Consider the following 18,393-nt stretch of genomic DNA (forward strand, 5'->3'; position numbering starts at 1 on the left):
AGTCGTCACTCAGCTCTGGTCGAGCAGGGTCAAAAGTTCGTCGTTGTAGAAGTCGTCGATGGAGCACGCCCCCGACAGCGTCGAGAAGTACCGGTCGATGTGCTCCTGGTGGCCGACCAGCTTCCGCAGCATGTCGACCCGGCCCTCGGGCTTGAGCTCGGCCACGTTGAGCGCGCCCTGGTAGTGGTTGAGGGCCTCGTTGCTCAGCTCGTTCTCGTAGCGCCTCAGCGCCGACTTGAGCTTGGCGTCGTCGTGCAGGCCGTCCCCGATGAAATCGGTGAGGTTCTGGGCCTGGACGAAGGCCTCGGTGATGCCGCGGGCGGTGATGGAGTCCTTGTGGTTCACCGCGTCGCCGACCAGCGCCCACCCGGGCCCGTAGGCCTTGCGGAAGTAGTTGTCCTGGTGGCCCGTGCCGTACAGCTGCTCCACGCGCTCGCCCGACTGCATGCGCTCCCACAGCTCGGGCGCGGTCGTACGGAACGCATCGAGGTAGGCGGGTTCGACGGCCTTGCGGACCGCGCCGAAGTCCGCCTGCGGGAAGTAGGCCATGAGCAGCGTGAGGTCGTTGTTGGTCGGCAGCACGCCGATCCAGCGGCCCGGCTGCTCGTACAGCTCGAAGTCGGACGGGACCCCGGCCCAGTAGCTGTAGTAGGTGCAGGTCAGCCGCGGGTGCTCGATGACGTTCTCCGCGCCGACCTTGCGGGCGACCAGCGATCGCATGCCGTCCGCGCCGACGACCAGGCGGGCCCGTTCCGTCGCCTCGGCGCCGCCCGGCGTGGTGTACCGCACGCCGACGACCCGGCCGTCCTCGAACAGCAGGTCGTTGACCGCGCAGCCCTCCTGGAAGTCGACGCCGGCCTCGACGGCGCCCTCCGCGAGGATCGGGTCGAGCACGAAGCGCCGCGGCGCGTACGTGGCGGTCAGGCCGTCCATCGGCAGGGAGAAGCCCTCGATGCGGACACCGGGGCCCTCGTAGACCTGCTTGGTGATGGGCCGGCAGCCCGCGTCCTTGAGCTTGTCGAGCAGTCCCCACCGGTTGAGCAGCGCCACGCCCTGCATGTGCAGGTAGTGCGAGGACAGCGTGTCCTGAGGGAATCGCGCTTTCTCCAGGAGCAGCACTCGATAGCCCTGCTGCGCAAATAGCATGGCCGTCGGCGAGCCCGCACAACGGGCACCGATGACAATCACGTCGTACATGGCGCCTCCGCCTCTCTTACCAGGTAGTTTTTGACCCAACGCGGCAGCAACCAGAAATCCGTTGTGATTGAGCGCGCTATCGACGCAGCGGACCGAATAACCACTGCCGAGCATGAATTCGATGCTAGCCGATACGAACTAGCGGGATAAATAGAGCCAGTGCGAGGAACACACGCCGATGCCGTGTCGTGTCTCGCCGGCGAGACACGACAGGGCATCGACCACGCTTGGAGCTACCGGGTCGGCGCACCCAGGGATTCGATGTACGCAGAGATCGACGCCACGGTCGAGTTGAGGAACATCTGGTCCATCGGAACCTCGACGCCCAACTCGTCCATAAAGGCACCCTGAATCTTGACCATGATCAGGGACTGGCCGCCCAGGGCGAAGAAATCGTCGTCGACCGATATGTCGTCGTGCTGGAGTTCCCGGCACCAAATGGCGCGCACACTGTCGGCAATCATCACAGCCCTCTCGGTTGTCATCAAAGTCCGTCGACTATGCGGCAATGCCGCTGTCGGCGAACTGCTTCCGGTATGCATCGACCAGCGCGACGCGGTCGACTTTCCCGTGCGGGCTGAGCGGAAGCAGCGGGACGTTCACGAATTTGGCGGGCACCATGTTCCGCGGCAGCGTCTCCAGGAGGCCGGTGCGCAGGTCGTCCTCGGCGAGGTCGTCCCCCGCCGGGACGATGAACGCGATCAGCTCGGCCTCGCCGGCGTCGGTGTACGTGATCGCCACGGCGGCCTCACGGACCCCGGACAGCCGGGCGAGCGCGCGCTCGATGTCGGTGGGGTCGATGCGCATGCCGCGCACCTTCACCTGGGCGTCGATCCGGCCGAGGACGACGAGCTCGCCGGCCTCGTTCACGTGGCCGCGGTCGCCCGTGCGGTACACGCGGCGCGGCTCCCCGTCGACCTCGATCGTCGTGAACTTGGCGTTCTCGGGGCCGTTGTTGAGGTAGCCCGCGCCGACGCTGGCGCCGGAGATGCAGATCTCGCCCTGCTCCCCCGGCGCGACACCGCGCAGGTCCTCGTCGACGAGGTGGATGTCGGTGTTGTAGGCCGGCCTGCCGACCGGCGGGACGTCGTGCTCGCCGGGCCGGTAGTCGGCCAGGTCGTACGAGGTCGCGACGTCCGTGCACTCGGCGACGCCGTACTGGTGCAGGAGGGTGCACGTGTTGCCCTCGCGCCGCGCCCAGTCCGTGAGCCGTTGGACCTTCAGGGCCTCGCCGCCGAAGAGCACGTAGTCGAGCTTGGCGAGGACGTCGCCGCCGCGTGCGGTCTCCCAGTCCACCAGCAGGTACAGCGTGCTGGAGGCGCAGTGCACCACGCGGATGTCGCGCTCGCGGAGCAGGCGGTAGGCCATCATCGCGTCGAAGTTCCGGGTCGCCATCAGGTTCTGGGTGGCGCCGACGAACAGCGGTGTCATCAGGCTGCGCTGGGAGAGGTCGAACCCGAACGCGCTGACGACCAGGTGGTTCGACCCGGTGTGCAGGCCGTACTCGAGCTTCAGCCAGTTCATCAGGTTGAACCAGCCCTCGTGCCGCACCGCGGTCAGCTTGGGCGTACCGGTCGAGCCGGACGTGAAGACCGCGTAGCAGATGTCGTCGCCGGTGACGGTGACGTCGGGAGCGGTCGCCGGGAGGGCCGCCAGGCCGTCGGCGAGCTGCTCGAGGTCGATGACGTCGACGTCCGCCGACTCGACCATGTCGGCCGTGGCCGGGGAGGCGACGATCAGGGCGAGGTCGGGCACCTGGCCCAGCAGCAGCTGGAGCCTGGCCGCGGGGTAGGCCGGGTCGAACGGCACGTAGGCCGCGCCTGCCTTCAGGGTTCCGAGGATGGCGACGAGCATGTCGATCGAGTAGTCGAGACAGACGCCGACCTTCGCACCCCGGCCGTGTCCGCGCTCGGCGAGGAAGTGGGCGAATCGATTCGCCTTCACGTCCAGCTCTGCGTACGTCAGCTCCTGGCCGGCCCAGAAGACGGCAACGGCGTCGGGCGCCGCCGCCACGTTCGCCTCGAACTGCTTGTGGACGACGGGCGCCGAGGGCAGGGCGACCCGCTTTCCCTGAAGGATCATCAACTGACTCCGATGTGAGAGGTGTCCGGTCGGACGAGCCGCCGGCGCACCCCCGGGAACGGGAGGGGGCGGCCGGCACGTGGGGGCGATGCGCCTCTAGGCGGTCCGGCGATCGGCGGTTTCGAGCACCTGGGTCACCCACTTGTCAACGGGCAGACCGTGCGCGGCAGCCGTCTTCGAGTAGTACTCCAGCTGGCCTGCGGACAGCTCTATGGTGAGCGTGGTGACCTTCTGCCGGCGCTTTTCAGCGGCCGCCGAGTCGGCCAGCCGGGGTACCTCTTGCTTCTCGTCGCCGCTGCCCGCGGGGACCTCGGTCGTGTCGCTCTGCACGGCCAGGCTGGCACGGACCGACCTGCGGAGTTCGTTGCGCGACCACTTCTGCTGTTCGGCCTTGCGCAGCCAGTAGTCCTGCTCCGGCGGCGACAGGCGGGCCACCTCTGCGTGGTGGGCGAAGCTGAGGCTGTCCCGCCTGCGGTGGTGCTCGAACCGCCGGCCCACCCAGGCGTAGTTGCGCAAGGTCTGGTAGTCGAGCCCCGTGCGCTCGATCGCCTCCTTGTACCGCCGCCACCCGTAGGTGGACTCCCCGTAGTTCATCCAGTCGGCGAGCCACCACGCGGAGGAGTTCACGAGCTCGCGCAGGTTGGTCCCGATCTGCTCCCAGGACCGCTCCGACAGGTTCTGCGGGAAGACCATCCCCGACTTCTGCACCGTGGCCTGCGACCCCGCGAACGACAGGACCGCATCGCGTTGCGCGGGCTCACCGCTGTTGCCCACCGGCCCCGCCTTGTATCTGCTGGCGGTCCTCACAGCGCCGCTCACAACCTTCATCTCCCCACTCAGAGTGTTTGCCTGGGCGTACACGGGTCGCTCGGGCGAGCACCCGGGCGGCGGACACTGTCGTTCCCCTGCGGCCGGCGTACGAGCATCCGAGCGGCGCTCAGCCCGCCGCCATGGCCTCGCGGAGGCTCTTGGGGCGCAGGTCGGTCCAGTTCTGCTCGACGTACTCCAGGCACTCGGACCTGGCCGCCTCACCGAAGACCACCCGCCAGCCGGCGGGCACCTCGGCGAACGCGGGCCACAGGGAGTGCTGCTCCTCGTCGTTGACGACAACGTGGAAGCGGCCGTTCTCGTCGTCGAAGGGGTTCGTGCTCAACTGGCACCGTCCTTAACTGTCACGGGGTGACTCGGAGTTGGAGATGGCCCAGGCGCGGGTTCACCGGTCGGCTCCGTCCGGTCGGCGGGACACCCGGCATCGGTGGCGACCCCGGCGTTGCCGCGTCACCGCAAGGACTCGACCGTCAGCGGTACCAGGGCGGCAGGCCGGCCGACCTCCCGGTCGTCCTCTGCACCCCACTGGATTCCTGGGAGACCGGCTGCCTCACGTTCCTGGGATGAGGACGTACGGCAGCCGATCGGCCCGTCCGCTGTCCGCTCCGGTTCGAGCGGTGGCGCGGGACCTCGGCCGTCTCGGTCGGGCCGCGGTCGTCGTACGGGCTTGGCTGCCCGCGTTGCTGGTAGCCGACTTGCCGCCACTGTATCCACGGCCCTTTTGAGACCCGGTCAAGGTCCGCTCGAGCGGCCGGGCGAACGGAGGTCTCCGAGCGCCTTCGGGCCGGTCTTCGCCGCTCACGGTGGCGAACCGCTCGAGATCCGCACGGACCTCGCCGCAGTCACGCGCGGGATTTCAGGCCACTGCCCGGCGTGCACCCGCGCTCTCCCCGATGTCCGCCGCCCCGTGTCCGCGCCGCACCGCCGGAGGATCGCTCGAGAGCCGCCACACCGGGGGCGGAGTCCGGCTGGTACCCGCACGCTGCCAGCCGGACAGCGCTCTATGGTCCGAGGACGCGCGGCCGATCGGAGGGAGAGAGATGGACGGCACACGACCTGCCTTGCGCCTGTTCGTCCTGCACCACGCGGGGGGCTCGCACCTGCTGTACCGCCACTGGCCCGCCGAGCTGCCGGACACGTGGGACGTGCGGCTGCTCGACGCCCCGGGCCACGGCCTCCTCCTCGACCAGCCGCAGATCGCAGACGCCGGCCGCCTCGCCGACCACCTGCTGCGCATCATCGAGCCCCAGCTGAGGGACGGCCCCTACGCCCTTTTCGGGCACAGCATGGGCGCTCTCCTCACGTACGAGATCACCCGGCGGGCCGTCGACCGGGGCCTGCCGCTGCCGGTGTGGATCGGTGTCTCCGCACGAACCTCACCGCAGCTGGCCGGGCCGAAGAACCGTTACCACCAGCTGCCCGACGCCGAGCTGCGGACTCGTCTGAAGCTGCTCGGCGGCACACCCGACGCGGTCTTCGACGACCCCGACCTGTGGGCCCTGTTCGAACCGGTCATCCGGGCCGACCTGCGCCTGGTGGAGACCTGGCGCCCCGCTCCCGGCACCGGTCCGCTGCCCGTGGCGCTGTCCGCCTACGCGGGCGGCGAGGACCACTCCGCCTCACCGGCGCGGATGACCGGCTGGGAAGAGCACACCGAGCACTTTCTGGGCCTGCACGTCTTCGACGGCGGTCACTTCTACTTCCAGGACGATCCCGGTCCGCTGCTGCGGCAGATCGAACGGGACGCGACCACTGCGCTCGCCGCGGCGGGCGCGATGCGCTCCTCCTGAACCCTTTGGCGAACCGCCGACGCGTGGCCGCCCGACTCCTGCAACTGACTGAGATGCCAGCGTGTGTGAGGGGATGAGATGGAGTTCCGCCTGCTCGGTCTCGTGGAAGTCCAGGACGAACGGACCGGTCTGCGGATCGTTCCCACCGGTGCCAAGCAGCGTGCACTGCTGGGGGCACTGGTGGTGAAGGCCGGACACAACGTCTCCGTGCAGCGGCTCATCGACGAGCTGTGGGGCGAGCGCCCGCCCGCCAACGCGGCGAACGCGCTGCAGCTCCATGTGGCCCGGCTGCGCCGGCTGCTGTCCGGACCGGAGAGCCAGAGCGTCACACAGCATGCACAGCACCCGTGGATCGTGACCACCTCGCGCGGCTACACCCTGCAGCTCGCGCCCGTCGAAACGGACGCCGCGCGCTTCCAGCACCTCACCGACGAGGCCCGGCGGATCCTGTCCAGCGACCCGGGGCGGGCCGGTGAGCTGCTGCGCCGGGCGCTGTCGCTGTGGCGCGGCCCGGCTCTGGAGGGCAGCGTGCTCGGCGACATCTGCGCCGGCAAGGCGGCCCAGCTCGAGGAACACCGGCTGACCGCTCTGGAGATGATGTACGACGCGTATCTGCGCACCGGGCGCCACGGCGAGATCACCGGCGAGCTGGTGGAGCTCACCACCGATCACCCGATGCGGGAGAGGTTCTACGACCTGCTGATGGTCGCCCTGTACCGCTGCGGACGGCAGGCGGAGGCGCTCCGCGTGTACGAACGGGCGCGCAACCGCCTGGTCCACGAACTCGGTGTCGAGCCGGGCCCCGCTCTGCGCGGCCTGATGGAGGCGATCCTCCACCACGACCCGGCTCTCGCCGCGGCGGCGGGCACCCGCCCGGCCGACCCGCCTCGGGCCGGGACGGCGCCCGCGGAGACGGACGCGACGGCCGACGACGCGGTGCTTCCCCTCTGCGAGGAGATAGCCCGTCTGCACCGCCGCATCGAGCGGCTGCAGCAGGAGCAGAACCAGCTGTGGTGCCGCTTCAACGAGCTGACGGCGAGCACCGCGCCGCGGGTGACCGCCGGCGCGGGGCTCGCCTAGGCCGTGTCGCCAGCGGGTCCACCGGGGCCCGCGGGGCGGGTTCAGGCCGCCGTCAGTACCTCGCCGAGGGCTTCGGACAGGGCCGCCCGGAAGCCGTCGAGGAACGTGTCCACCTCGCGGTCCGACACGTTCAGCGGCGGGGCGAGCCGGATGACGTCCGGCATCACCGCGTTCACCAGGAGGCCCTTGTCCTGGGCCGCCTGCTGCACCTGCGCCGCGAACTTCCCGTTGAGCACGACGCCCAGCAGCAGGCCGGCGCCGCGGACCTCGCGCACCAGCGGGTGGTCCAGGGTCTCCAGGCCGCGCCGCAGCCGTTCCCCCGTCCAGGTCACGTGGTCGAGGATGCCCGTCCGCTCGATGGTGTCCAGTACGGCGAGGGCGCCCGCGCACACCACGGGGTTCCCGCTGAAGGTGGAGCCGTGCGCGCCGGGCGTGAGCAGCTCGGCGGCCGCGCCGAAGGCGAGCGTCGCGCCGATGGGCAGACCGCCGCCCAGGCCCTTGGCGAGGGTGACGACGTCCGCCTCGACGCCTTCGGCCTCGGCCGCGAACCAGCGGCCCGTGCGCCCGATGCCGGTCTGGATCTCGTCCAGGACGAGGAGGGTGCCGGTCGCTGCGGTGATCTCGCGGGCGGCCCGCAGGTAGCCGGGCGGAGGCACGACCACGCCGTTCTCCCCCTGCAGGGGTTCCAGCATCAGCAGCGCGGTGTGCGGGGTGACGGCGGCACGCAAGGCCTCGACGTCCCCGAACGGCACGTGGCTGACGTCGCCCGGCAGCGGATGGAAGGGGCGCTGCTTGGCCGGCTGGCCGGTGAGGGCCAGGGCCCCCATGGTGCGGCCGTGGAAGCCGCCGACGGCCGACACCATGTGCGTGCGGCCGGAGAGCCGGCCGATCTTGAAGGCCGCCTCGTTGGCCTCGGCGCCGGAGTTGGAGAAGTAGACCCGGCCCCGGCGCCCGGCGAGCTGCAGCAGGCGCTCGGCGAGGCGCACGGTCGGTTCGGCCATGAAGAGGTTCGAGACGTGTCCGAGTGAGGCGACCTGTTCGGAGACGGCCCGTACGACCGCGGGGTGCGCATGGCCGAGCGAGTTGACCGCGATGCCGCCGACGAAGTCGAGGTACTCGTTGCCCTCCGCGTCCCAGACCTGGGTGCCCTCGCCCCGGACCAGGGGCAGCAGGGGGGTGCCGAAGTTGTCCATCATGACGCCCTGCCAGCGGCGGGTCAGCGCCGCGTTGCCCGCCCCGGTCAGGTCCGCCGTGTCCGCGCCGTTGCTCATGCCGTCGCTCCCTCGAAGCTCACGTCGTTGTTCACTGCGTACAGGGGGCCCTCATGAGACGGAGAAGCGCTCATGAGGCGTACTCGCTGTTCTCGTGGACGTACTCGGCGGTGAGGTCGTTGGCCCAGATGACGGCGGAGTCCGCGCCCGCGGCGAGGTCGACGGTGATCCCGACTTCGCGTCCGGTCATGTCCACCAGCGTGCGGTCCTCGCCCACCGATCCGTTCTTGCAGACCCACACGCCGTTGATGGCGACGTTGAGCCGGTCGGGCTCGAAAGCGGCGGAGGTGGTGCCGATGGCGGACAGGACGCGGCCCCAGTTGGGGTCCTCGCCGTGGATGGCGCACTTGAGGAGGTTGTTGCGGGCGACGGAGCGGCCCACCTCGACGGCGTCGTCCTCGCTCGCGGCTCCCACGACCTCGATGCGGATCTCCTTGCTGGCGCCCTCGGCGTCCCCGATGAGCTGCCGGGCCAGGTCGGCGCAGACCGTGTGCACGGCCTCGGCGAACTCGGCGTATTCCGGGGTGACTTCGGACGCCCCGGAGGAGAGCAGCAGCACGGTGTCGTTGGTGGACATGCAGCCGTCGGAGTCGACCCGGTCGAACGTGGAACGGGTGGCGTCCCGCAGCGCCCGGTCCAGTACCGCTGCGTCCAGGGCGGCGTCCGTGGTGAGCACGACGAGCATGGTGGCGAGCCCGGGCGCGAGCATCCCGGCGCCCTTGGCCATGCCGCCGACGGTCCACTCGCCCCGGGTGACGGCGGCCGTCTTGTGCACCGTGTCGGTGGTCATGACGGCGACTGCCGCGTCCTCCCCGCCGGACTCGGACAGCAGGGTGACGGCGCTGTCGACGCCGGCCAGGATCCGGTCCATGGGCAGCGGCACGCCGATGAGCCCGGTGGAGCAGACCGCCACGTCCGCCGCGTCCAGGCCGAGCCGCTCGGCGGCCTTCTCGGCGGTGGCGTACGTGTCCTGGAAGCCCTGCGGTCCGGTGCAGGCGTTGGCGCCGCCGGAGTTGAGCACGACCGCGCGGATCTCGCCGTCGGCGAGTATCTGCCGGGACCACTGGACGGGGGCGGCCTGCACCCGGTTCGAGGTGAAGACGCCGGCCGCGGCGCAGCGCGGCCCGTTGTTGACGACGAGAGCCAGGTCTCGGTTGCCGTTCTGCTTGATTCCTGCGGCGATGCCCGCCGCCGTGAAGCCTCGTGCTGCGGTGACGCTCACTACATCTCCTTGTTCGCCCCGCCGCGGTTGCGGCTGATGTCACTGCCGCCCGTGCAGCGCAGAGGTGCGACTGTCGTCGTCTGCGGCCCGGCAGCTGCGGGTGTTGCCCCAGCCACCGCTGGGAGGTGCCCCCAGCTCACGGTGCGACTCCGATCGTGGAAAGCCCCAGGCCCTCGGGCAGGCCGAAGGCGGCGTTCATGCTCTGGACGGCACCGCCCGCGGTGCCCTTGGTGAGGTTGTCGATGGCGCTGATCGCGATGATCCGGCCGACGGCCGGGTCGAGGGCCACCTGGATCTGCGCGGCGTTCGATCCGTACACGGCGCCGGTGCCGGGCCACTGTCCCTCGGGCAGCAGCCGTACGAACGGCTCGTCGGCCAGCGCCTTCTCGTACGCGGCCCGTACGTCGTCCGCACCGACCCCGGGCCGCGCCGCGGCGGAGCAGGTGGCGAGGATGCCGCGCGGCATGGGGGCCAGGGTCGGAGTGAAGGAGACGGCGACCCGGTGACCCGCCGCGGCGCTGAGGTACTGCACCATCTCGGGTGTGTGCCGGTGGCCGCCGCCCACGCCGTACGGCCGCATGGAGCCCATGACCTCGCTGCCGAGCAGGTCCGCCTTGGGCGCCTTGCCGGCGCCGGACGTGCCGGACGCCGCGACGACCACCGCCTCGGGTTCGGCCAGTCCCGCCGCGTACGCGGGGAACAGGGCCAGCAGGACGGCGGTCGGGTAGCAGCCCGGTACCGCGATGCGCTTGGTGCCTGCCAGCGCGGCGCGGGCTCCGGGCAGCTCGGGCAGGCCGTACGGCCAGGTGCCCGCGTGCGGCGTACCGTAGAACGTCTCCCAGTCGGCCGCGTCCGCGAGGCGGAAGTCCGCGCCGCAGTCGATGACGAGCGTCTCGTCGCCCAACTGCTCCGCGACGGCGGCGGACTGGCCGTGCGGCAGGGCGAGGAAGACGACGTCGTGCCCTTTGAGGACGTCGGCAGTGGTGGGCTGCAGCTCCCGCCCGGCCAGCGGAGCCAGGTGCGGCTGCAGCGCGCCGAGGCGCTGTCCCGCGCTGGAATGCCCGGTCAGAGCACCGATCTCCACTTCAGGGTGGGCCAGGAGCAGGCGTAGGAGCTCGCCCCCCGCATATCCACTCGCCCCCGCCACGGCTGCTCGCACTGTCATGAACCCTCCCGATGTGACACACATGTCCTTCTCACGCGATCCGGGCCTGTCACCCGTCGCGTTCGCCGTACATACGACAGCCTCGGAATTGATTGCGGCTCGAAGGCACGGCTCACAGGTGCCGGGCCCGCACCACGCCAACGGCTCGTCGTGCGGGCCGGCGTCCTGGTGTCGCCGGGTGTCGCGGTCGGGGAGGGCGCTCTCGTGACCCGCCTCGGCGTGAGCGCTAGGACGCGCCGCAGTACTCGGCGTTGAGGATGGTGAGGATGTCGTCCGGTCGCCAGTCGCTGTTGTAGTTGAACGTGAGCTGGTGGCCGGCGTCCTCGGTGGTGGCGACCAGGGAGAGCCAGCCCACCGTGCCTCCGTCGCGGTACCAGATGGTGGTGCCGCAGCCCAGCGTCAGCCGTTCGAGGCCGAGGCCGTAGGACGAGAGCGGGAAGTCGGGGTTGACGATGGTCGTCTTCATCTCCGCCAGCTGCTTCGGCGGAAGCAGCTTCCCTCGCATCAGGGCGCTGTAGAACCGGTTCAGATCGGCTGCGCTGGAGATGATGTCGAGGTTGCCCCAGGTCTGCGACCCGTTGACCTCGGTGACGTCGTCGATCTTGTCCGGCTGCGTCTGGAAGAAGAGCTTGGAGTAGGCGCGGCTGCTCGGCTGGGGCAGGTTGGTGCCGTTGCCGGGGGTGGACGTCGCCGTGAGCCCGAGGGGTTCGATGATGCGCTTGCGCACCTCGTCCTCGTACCGCTTGCCGCCGACCTTCTCGACGATCATCGCGGACAGGATGTCGTTGGTGTTGGAGAACCCGTGCCTGGCGCCGGGCTGGAACGCCGGCGCGTGCGAGAGGGCCACCTCCACGCGCTTGTTGTGCGGCATGGTCTCGTACCGGTGCTGGAGGTAGCCGTCGCCCAGGACGTACGTCGAGACGTAGTCGCCGTCGGCGAAGTAGTCGGACAGGCCGCTGGTGTGGTTGAGCAGCTGTCGTACGGTGATCGCGCGGCCGTCGTTGCCGTTGCCCGTCACCAGGCCCGGCAGATGGCGCTCCACAGCGTCGTCGAGGCTGAGCTTCTTCTCCGCCTCCATCTGGAGGAGGACCGTCGCCACGAAGGTGGCGGTGACGTGCCCGACACGGAACCGGTCGTTCTTGCCGCGCGGTGCACCCGTGTTCAGGTTGCCCACGCCCGATGCCGACTTCCAGACCCCGTTGGCATCCCGGGCTTCGACCGTGATGCCGGGGATGCCGGCCGCAACGGCCGCGTCGATCGCGCGCTGCGTCGCCTGGTGGGCGGCCGCCTTGGAGGCCGTGTCCTCCGTTGCCTGGGCGGGACCGGTGAAGGCGGTGGCCATGATCGCGAGTGCCGCCAGACCGACCACGCCGGCCTTTGGTCTCTTCCGTATCGTCATCTTCATTCCCCGTCCTGAAGGTCGTCTGAATTTCGCCGATGCCGTGCTTGTGCGATCCGTCGGCGAAGTCGAACCACGGCATGAAAATACCTGCCCGCTGGTTCTTTTCGACATTCAGGCGGCCGATTTACATGCACAAGCAGGCCCATTGAATGGCCCGAAGTCGCCGACCCGGGCGGGAAATAGAGCCGCGGCGGGCAATTAATTCCTGTCAGGATTGGACATGCGGTCGTGTGCCGTCCTGTCGACGGGACAACCCTGCGGCCGTTCGAACGCCGCTCAGGTACCGCTCCAGCCCGCCCCGCGAAACTTCTCGCCGGTTATATACACCCCTCTGATGGAGGCATGATGGCACGTCAGGCCGGTCTAACCGCAGGGCCGCATGGCGGCCCGGCAACCGCTCCCCCGCAGCCCCCGGCACGGCAGCCGCGCACTGCGGGGGCCGCGCCGCGCCGGGGCCAGGTGCTGACGACCAAGGTGGGCCTGCAGATGCCGACCGGGATGGCCTACGACGAGTGGGAGCGGGCCGGGCGCCAGCTCGCCGGCGTCCTCGACTCGTCCTCCTGGTGGCTGGGTGACTGGCTGAGGTACGGCAAGGACCACTACACCGACCGGTACCAGCGCGGGATACAGGCCGTCGGCCTCTCGTACCAGACCCTGCGCAACTACGCATGGGTCTCACGGCGCTTCGACTTCACTCGGCGCCGGCCCACCCTGAGCTTCCAGCACCACGCCGAGCTGGCTTCCATGACGGTCGAGGACCAGGACCGCTGGCTCGACCGCGCCGAGCAGGGGCAGTGGACCACCAAGCAGCTGCGCGGCGCCATCCGCGCCGCCCGCCAGGGGGAGCAGCTGCCCCGCACTCCCACCGAGCCGAGCCGCCGTCTGGAGGTTCCCGGCAGCCGTGTCCAGTGGTGGCACAAGGCCGCGGAGCAGCTGGGCGTCGACTTCGAGCAGTGGGTGATGACCACGCTGGACAGTGCGGCCGCGAGCGCCCTGGACGACCTCGCCGAGCAGACCCGGCCCGTGGCCGTCAGCGCCTGAGTCCCCGTCGCCGAGGCCCTTCGGCGCGTCAGGACAGCTGGCTCATCAGCCCGGCGGTCTGGCGCTTGTACGTGCACTCACTCTGCCCGAAGGACTTCTGTACCCGGTCGCGCACCTCGTCCGGCTGCTCCTGGCTGAGCTTGAACATTCCCTCGGCCCCAGTCACCGTGAACCGGAAGGCCCCTACGGCGGGCGCGATCTTGCGGAAGTAGTCGAGCGACTCGGTCATGTCCCAGCCGTTGCCGAACGCCCCCTCGAAGGCGCGCACGGTGGACTCGACCACGCCCAGCGTCTCGTCCATCGAGTCGATCTTCTCCACCACGCCCCGGACGTGCACCGCGGTGAAGTTCCAGGTCGGGGCGGCCGGCGTCTTCTCGTACACGGTGGGCGACACGTAGGAATGCGGGCCGGTGAACGTCAGCAGCAGGACGCCGCCCGTCTCCAGCGCCGACCAGTGCGGGTTCGCCCGGTTCATGTGTCCGAGCAGCGTGGCACCGGGCAGGTCGCCGGACCAGTCGCCGGACGTCTCGGGGTCGAAGATGACCGGGAGGTGCGTGGCGAACGGACCGTTCTCGGGGCTGCCATTGGCCACCGCGAGCGCCAATGGATTACCACGGATCAGGTCAACCATCCACGAACTGTCCGGTTCGCGGTAAGAGCTGGGCACGAACATTCGGATACACCCTTTCAACAATTGGCTCAGGGCATGACCCTGGCTCAGGGCATGACTGATCGCATTACTCCGGACACAGGACACATGGGCAATCGGCCACCGGCCGCGTCACGCGGAGATCTTGATAATCCGCGCCGACCATATCGCCGTCCCGTCGACAGGACAAAGCCTTCGGATAATCGAGCACCTCGAGAAGCCCTCAAAACAGTCTTCAGGCCGTCTTCAAGTTGCCTTGAGTTACTCTCGGGAGCAACACTGCAGAACGGTCTCTCGGGCCACCGGCCGAGTTTTCCAGACGCAAGCGGGAGAAATTTCTATGGGCATAACTGGCAGGCGCAACCAAGAGATCTACGACGTGGTCGGTATCGGCTTCGGCCCGTCCAACATGTCGCTCGCGATCGCCTTGGAGGAGCACGGGGCGAGCGCTCCGCAGCATCCGGTCAAGTCCCATTTCTTCGAGCGACAGCCCTCGTTCGGCTGGCACCGGAACATGCTGCTGCCGTCGACGACCATGCAGATTTCGTTCCTCAAGGACCTCGCGACCTTCAGGAATCCGATGTCCCGGTTCAGCTTCATCTCGTATCTGCACGCCTCCAACCGGCTGGTGCAGTTCGTGAACAACCAGGACTTCTTCCCGACCCGGCACGAATTCCACCAGTACCTGGAGTGGGCGGCCGCGGGCCTGCGCGACAAGGTCACCTACGGCGCCGAGGTCACCTCGATCCGGCCCGTCACCGAGGCCGGGTCACCGACGCCCAACCTCCTCGAGATCGAGGTGCGCGGCGGCGACGGAACCACCAGCGTGGTCACCGCACGCAACGTGACCATCTCGACGGGTCTGGTGCCGCGCCTGCCGGAGGGTGTGACGTCCGACGAGCGGGTGTGGCACAGCTCGGAGTTCCTGAGCAAGTTCAACGCCCAGGCCGCGGGCGACCTCAAGAGCGTGGCGGTGGTCGGTGCCGGCCAGAGCGCGGCCGAGATCACCCGGTTCCTCTACGACTCGCTGCCGCACGCGCAGGTCTCCGCGGTCATCCCGTCGTACGGCTACTCCGTCGCCGACGACACCCCCTTCGCCAACCAGGTGTTCGACCCCGACGCGGTCGACGAGTACTACTTCGGCACCGAGCGGGCACGGGACGCGTTCTGGCGCTATCACCGCAACACCAACTACTCGGTGGTCGACGCCGACGTCATCCGGGCCCTGTACCAGCGTTCGTACGAGGAGCAGGTGCGCGGCGGCGACCAGCGGCTGCACTTCCGCAACCTCACCCGGGTCGCCGAGGTCGAACGTGCCGGAAGCGGGGCGCGGGTGGTCCTGCACTCGGTGCTCGACGACCGGACGGAGGAGCTGGCCGTCGACGCGCTGGTGTTCGCCACCGGCTACGACGGCCTGGACCCGGCCCGCCTGCTCGGCGACTTCGACCAGCACTTCCAGCGCGACGCGGCGGGCAGGCACCGGGTGGAACGCGACTACCGCCTCGTCACCGCATCGGGACTGACCTGCGGCGTCTATCTCCAGGGCGGCACCGAGCACACCCACGGCATGTCTTCGTCCCTGCTGTCGAACATCGCGGTGCGCAGCGGCGAGATCGCCGATTCGATCGTGCTGCGGCGCACCGAGCGGGAGCTGGACCTCAACCACCCCGTGGCGGAAACGTCCTCGGCCGCCTGAGGCGGCACACCGTGGGGTGTGCCCCGGTGCTGCGGCTGCAGCACCGGGGCACACCCCACGGCGGTTCCGGGCCGTGCCCGGTCAGCTCACGCGGCGTCGGCGACCATCGCGTCCTGCAGGCTCTGCGGCCGCAGGTCGGTCCACTTGTCCTCCACGTACGTGAGGCACCTGTCGCGGCTCTCCTCGCCGAACACGATGCGCCAGCCGGCGGGAACGTCGGTGAACGAGGGCCACAGCGAGTGCTGCTGCTCGTCGTTCACCAGAACGTAGAACCGGCCGTTGGCGTCGTCGAACGGGTTGCTGCTCATCAATCCACTCCAATTCAAGCCGTCCACGATTCACTTTCGAGCAGAAAATGAATCATCATCCATCGGTGGGATGGAGTTGGCGAGACCGCCAAGCCAGATCATGCACCTTTCGGGAACCCGTGGAGGCCTGCGGGACCCATTACCTTGATATCTGCCATCCACTGTCCTGTTGACAGGACGTGTCCCGAAATCGGGACACACTCATGTGGCAGAATCGGTCGCCTTTTCGAGCGAGTCGACCGGAATCGGCTTCCGTTGGCCCGCGTCCGCGCGCGATGATTGCGGCACAAGCGCAGCTCGGGCCGAAATGTATTCACTTTCCCAAAAGCCCGCAGCGCAGCCAAGTGTCTTCGTGCCGTTCTCGAGCGCACGTCCACCGGCCATCGGGCCCGGCCCGTCGCCGGGGTCTTCCACAGAAGGAGTCGTGCCTATGACCGCCAGCATGCACCCGGCCATGGCCAAGGCCCAGTCGATCGGCGACGCCCTGCCGTGGCTGGCCCGCCACCAGGGCCGGACGGTCGTCATCAAGCTGGGCGGACACGCCATGGTCAACGAGGACCTCACGGCCGCCTTCGCCCGCGACATCGTCTTCCTGCGCTACGCCGGGCTGCGGCCCGTGGTGGTGCACGGAGGAGGCCCCCAGATCGATGCCGAGCTCGCGCGGCGGGGCCTGGAGCGCGAGTTCAGAGCCGGGCTCCGCGTCACCTCGCCGGCCGCGATGGACGTGGTACGGATGGTCCTCGCCGGCCAGGTGCAGCGCGAACTGGTCGGGCTGATCAACCGCTTCGGCCCGCTCGCCGTCGGCATGACCGGCGAGGACGCGGACACCATCACCGCGGTGCGGCACGTGCCGTGGATCGACGGGGAGCCGGTGGACGTCGGCAGGGTCGGCGACATCACCCGCGTGGACACCGGCGCCCTGGACAGCCTGCTGGCGGACGGCCGGATCCCGGTGGTCTCGCCGCTCGCCCGCAGCGCCGAGGACGGCCTGGTCTACAACGTCAACGCCGACACCGCGGCGGCAGCGCTCGCGACCGCGCTCGGCGCCGAGGCGCTCGTCATGATGACGGACGTCGCGGGTCTGTACGCGGGCTGGCCGCACAGTGACGAGGTCATCCCGCGGCTCACGGCCTGCGAGCTGGAGAAGCTCCTGCCGGAGCTGAGCGACGGCATGGTGCCCAAGATGACCGGTTGCCTGCAGGCCGTGCGGGGCGGCGTGGGCGCGGCCCGGGTGATCGACGGACGGGTCCCGCACTCGGTTCTCCTCCAGATGTTCACCGACGACGGGGTCGGCACGGTGATCGTGCCGGACCCGGACGAGGCGGAGATCCTGCGGTGAGCGATCAGCGGCAACGGCAACGGCAACGGTGTCGGCGAGCCATCGGCCCGGCATTCCTGCGCTACGGCCGGTCCCGGCTCGCCGGCACCCGAACGACGAAACTCGAGCGAAGGCGAGGACAGTGCCCGTGACACGCACACCTTGGGCTCCTCTCGCGCCGCAGCTGGCTGCCCTCGGCGACGAGCTGGCCGTCGCGGCCGAAACGGACGGGGACGCGGCCCGCGGGCTCGCCCGCCGTCTCGCCGTCTCCCTCTCGCCGGAGGCCCGGCTGATGCTGCGGAGCGCCCTGGCCGAAGCCGACGCACTGCACGAGAACGGCCGTGAGCCCTCCTGCGGCGTGCCCGGGCTCACGGCGGTCCCGCCCCCCAGCGGCCCGCCCCGGAACGGTCCGCCCGACGGTCTCGTCCGCCTGCGGTTCGCCGATGCGATCGCGCTCGAACGTGCCGGCGCCGCCTTCGGCGCCGGATCGGGGCCGGGCCTCGGCGGCGCGTGGAGCGACCCCGCGACGCTCACCCTCGAAATCCCCGCCGACGCCGGCATCGAGACCCTGCGGGCCGTGCTCGCGGTCCTCGACGCCGCAGCGATCACCTCCGAGTCGCTCACCGTGCACACGCACGAACTCGACGACGTCTTCGCCGCGTTCACCAGCCTGTCCTGAGCTCCGGGCGGGACCGTCGCCGGCCGCGCAGCAGCACGGCGAGGCCACCGCCGGTTCGGCGGTGGCCTCGACTCCGTGTCACGACAGCGGCTCAGGCCAGGTCGTCGCGGATCACCCGGCGGTGCGCGATGCGCCATCCGCCGCGGCTGCGGACCAGGACGTCCTCCATGACGCACACGTACAGGACCTTGGAGCTGCCTCCGGCCGGCGTGGCGCACACCAGGGCCGAGCAGCGGGTGTGCAGCGACCCGTCCGCCCGGGGCTGTACGTCGAGCATGCCGACCCAGTGGCTGAGGGGGCTGCCGGCCCGCCGCTGCGCGGCCGCGCCGACGCGCTCGTAGCGGGCGAGCCCGGCGCGGGCAGGCACCGGCTCGGGCAGGGAAGGCAGTTCGAAGACGGCGTCCTCGGTGAAGGTGCCCGCCCAGCGCTCGGTGTCGTGCGCGTCCAGGATCTGCATCTGCAGTGCGTAGAACTGCTGCGCCTCCGCGTACAGGGCGGCGAACTCATGGCCCTGGAGCGTACGTTCGGCAGTGGACAGCATCTCGACCGTCATGATCCAAGCCTCCAGGGAATCCGCACTCGGTACGGACAGTCTTTGAGGCTCGGATCGAGCATCCTTCAAATACTCCTCAAGCACTCGCGCCGGCGGCGGATGTGCGACGAGG

The 18,393-nt window shown here is 69.8% G+C and carries 19 protein-coding genes; 7 read left to right on the forward strand and 12 right to left on the reverse strand.

Annotated features, from left to right (window positions below; genetic code table 11):
- Positions 1–9: 9 nt before the first annotated feature.
- From ACZ5WG_RS29285 to ACZ5WG_RS29305, 5 genes are all read right to left on the reverse strand, one after another.
- On the reverse strand, positions 10–1,197 hold the full coding sequence (locus ACZ5WG_RS29285) for an NAD(P)/FAD-dependent oxidoreductase (RefSeq protein ID WP_468727054.1): 1,188 nt from the start codon (positions 1,195–1,197) through the stop codon (positions 10–12).
- A gap of 233 nt (positions 1,198–1,430) precedes the next feature.
- On the reverse strand, positions 1,431–1,661 hold the full coding sequence (locus ACZ5WG_RS29290) for an acyl carrier protein (RefSeq protein WP_468727056.1): 231 nt from the start codon (positions 1,659–1,661) through the stop codon (positions 1,431–1,433).
- Positions 1,662–1,695: 34 nt separating this feature from the next.
- Complete coding sequence (locus tag ACZ5WG_RS29295; protein WP_468727057.1) at positions 1,696–3,279, reverse strand: amino acid adenylation domain-containing protein; 1,584 nt, start codon at positions 3,277–3,279, stop codon at positions 1,696–1,698.
- A 96-nt stretch (positions 3,280–3,375) separates the two neighbouring features.
- On the reverse strand, positions 3,376–4,053 hold the full coding sequence (locus ACZ5WG_RS29300) for an LmbU family transcriptional regulator (protein ID WP_468727059.1): 678 nt from the start codon (positions 4,051–4,053) through the stop codon (positions 3,376–3,378).
- 163 nt (positions 4,054–4,216) lie between these two features.
- Entirely contained in the window at positions 4,217–4,432 is a 216-nt protein-coding gene (locus tag ACZ5WG_RS29305) for an MbtH family protein (protein ID WP_468727060.1), read from the reverse strand.
- A gap of 715 nt (positions 4,433–5,147) precedes the next feature.
- On the opposite strand from ACZ5WG_RS29305, the gene ACZ5WG_RS29310 reads away from it, so the two are divergent.
- Both ACZ5WG_RS29310 and ACZ5WG_RS29315 read left to right on the forward strand, forming a co-directional pair.
- A complete protein-coding gene (locus ACZ5WG_RS29310) occupies positions 5,148–5,897 on the forward strand; it encodes a thioesterase II family protein (protein WP_468727062.1) in 750 nt (249 codons plus the stop codon).
- Positions 5,898–5,975: 78 nt separating this feature from the next.
- Positions 5,976–6,977: an AfsR/SARP family transcriptional regulator gene (locus ACZ5WG_RS29315; RefSeq protein ID WP_468727064.1), complete on the forward strand. Its 1,002-nt coding sequence runs from the start codon at positions 5,976–5,978 to the stop codon at positions 6,975–6,977.
- Between the two features lie 41 nt (positions 6,978–7,018).
- On the opposite strand, the gene ACZ5WG_RS29320 is transcribed toward ACZ5WG_RS29315, so the two are convergent.
- The 4 genes from ACZ5WG_RS29320 to ACZ5WG_RS29335 form a co-directional block, all read right to left on the reverse strand.
- Complete coding sequence (locus ACZ5WG_RS29320) at positions 7,019–8,248, reverse strand: acetylornithine transaminase (protein ID WP_468727065.1); 1,230 nt, start codon at positions 8,246–8,248, stop codon at positions 7,019–7,021.
- Positions 8,249–8,318: 70 nt separating this feature from the next.
- Complete coding sequence (gene argJ / locus ACZ5WG_RS29325) at positions 8,319–9,470, reverse strand: bifunctional glutamate N-acetyltransferase/amino-acid acetyltransferase ArgJ (protein ID WP_468727067.1); 1,152 nt, start codon at positions 9,468–9,470, stop codon at positions 8,319–8,321.
- A gap of 136 nt (positions 9,471–9,606) precedes the next feature.
- Positions 9,607–10,635, reverse strand: coding sequence for an N-acetyl-gamma-glutamyl-phosphate reductase (gene argC, locus ACZ5WG_RS29330; RefSeq protein WP_468727068.1), 1,029 nt, complete (start codon positions 10,633–10,635; stop codon positions 9,607–9,609).
- A gap of 226 nt (positions 10,636–10,861) precedes the next feature.
- Complete coding sequence (locus ACZ5WG_RS29335; RefSeq protein WP_468727070.1) at positions 10,862–11,977, reverse strand: serine hydrolase domain-containing protein; 1,116 nt, start codon at positions 11,975–11,977, stop codon at positions 10,862–10,864.
- Here ACZ5WG_RS29335 and ACZ5WG_RS29340 point away from each other — a divergent pair.
- A complete protein-coding gene (locus ACZ5WG_RS29340) occupies positions 11,976–12,239 on the forward strand; it encodes a hypothetical protein (RefSeq protein ID WP_468727071.1) in 264 nt (87 codons plus the stop codon). The genes ACZ5WG_RS29335 and ACZ5WG_RS29340 overlap by 2 nt on opposite strands.
- 143 nt (positions 12,240–12,382) lie before the next feature.
- Positions 12,383–13,078 (forward strand): LmbU family transcriptional regulator, encoded by a 696-nt coding sequence (locus tag ACZ5WG_RS29345; protein ID WP_468727200.1) that lies wholly within the window; start codon positions 12,383–12,385, stop codon positions 13,076–13,078.
- Between the two features lie 28 nt (positions 13,079–13,106).
- On the opposite strand, the gene ACZ5WG_RS29350 is transcribed toward ACZ5WG_RS29345, so the two are convergent.
- Positions 13,107–13,751 (reverse strand): FMN-binding negative transcriptional regulator, encoded by a 645-nt coding sequence (locus ACZ5WG_RS29350; protein WP_468727072.1) that lies wholly within the window; start codon positions 13,749–13,751, stop codon positions 13,107–13,109.
- Positions 13,752–14,067: 316 nt separating this feature from the next.
- Between ACZ5WG_RS29350 and ACZ5WG_RS29355 the strand changes: the two genes are divergently transcribed.
- A complete protein-coding gene (locus ACZ5WG_RS29355) occupies positions 14,068–15,423 on the forward strand; it encodes a lysine N(6)-hydroxylase/L-ornithine N(5)-oxygenase family protein (protein WP_468727073.1) in 1,356 nt (451 codons plus the stop codon).
- Positions 15,424–15,509: 86 nt separating this feature from the next.
- On the opposite strand, the gene ACZ5WG_RS29360 is transcribed toward ACZ5WG_RS29355, so the two are convergent.
- Positions 15,510–15,731: an MbtH family protein gene (locus tag ACZ5WG_RS29360; RefSeq protein ID WP_468727074.1), complete on the reverse strand. Its 222-nt coding sequence runs from the start codon at positions 15,729–15,731 to the stop codon at positions 15,510–15,512.
- Positions 15,732–16,161: 430 nt separating this feature from the next.
- On the opposite strand from ACZ5WG_RS29360, the gene argB reads away from it, so the two are divergent.
- Positions 16,162–17,070: an acetylglutamate kinase gene (gene argB, locus ACZ5WG_RS29365; RefSeq protein WP_468727075.1), complete on the forward strand. Its 909-nt coding sequence runs from the start codon at positions 16,162–16,164 to the stop codon at positions 17,068–17,070.
- Positions 17,071–17,197: 127 nt separating this feature from the next.
- On the forward strand, positions 17,198–17,728 hold the full coding sequence (locus ACZ5WG_RS29370) for a hypothetical protein (protein ID WP_468727077.1): 531 nt from the start codon (positions 17,198–17,200) through the stop codon (positions 17,726–17,728).
- A gap of 91 nt (positions 17,729–17,819) precedes the next feature.
- Here the strand turns inward: ACZ5WG_RS29370 and ACZ5WG_RS29375 are convergent, their stop codons facing one another.
- A complete protein-coding gene (locus ACZ5WG_RS29375) occupies positions 17,820–18,281 on the reverse strand; it encodes a nuclear transport factor 2 family protein (RefSeq protein WP_468727078.1) in 462 nt (153 codons plus the stop codon).
- Positions 18,282–18,393: the final 112 nt, after the last annotated feature.

Source organism: Streptomyces sp. NPDC032745 (genome assembly GCF_055579465.1).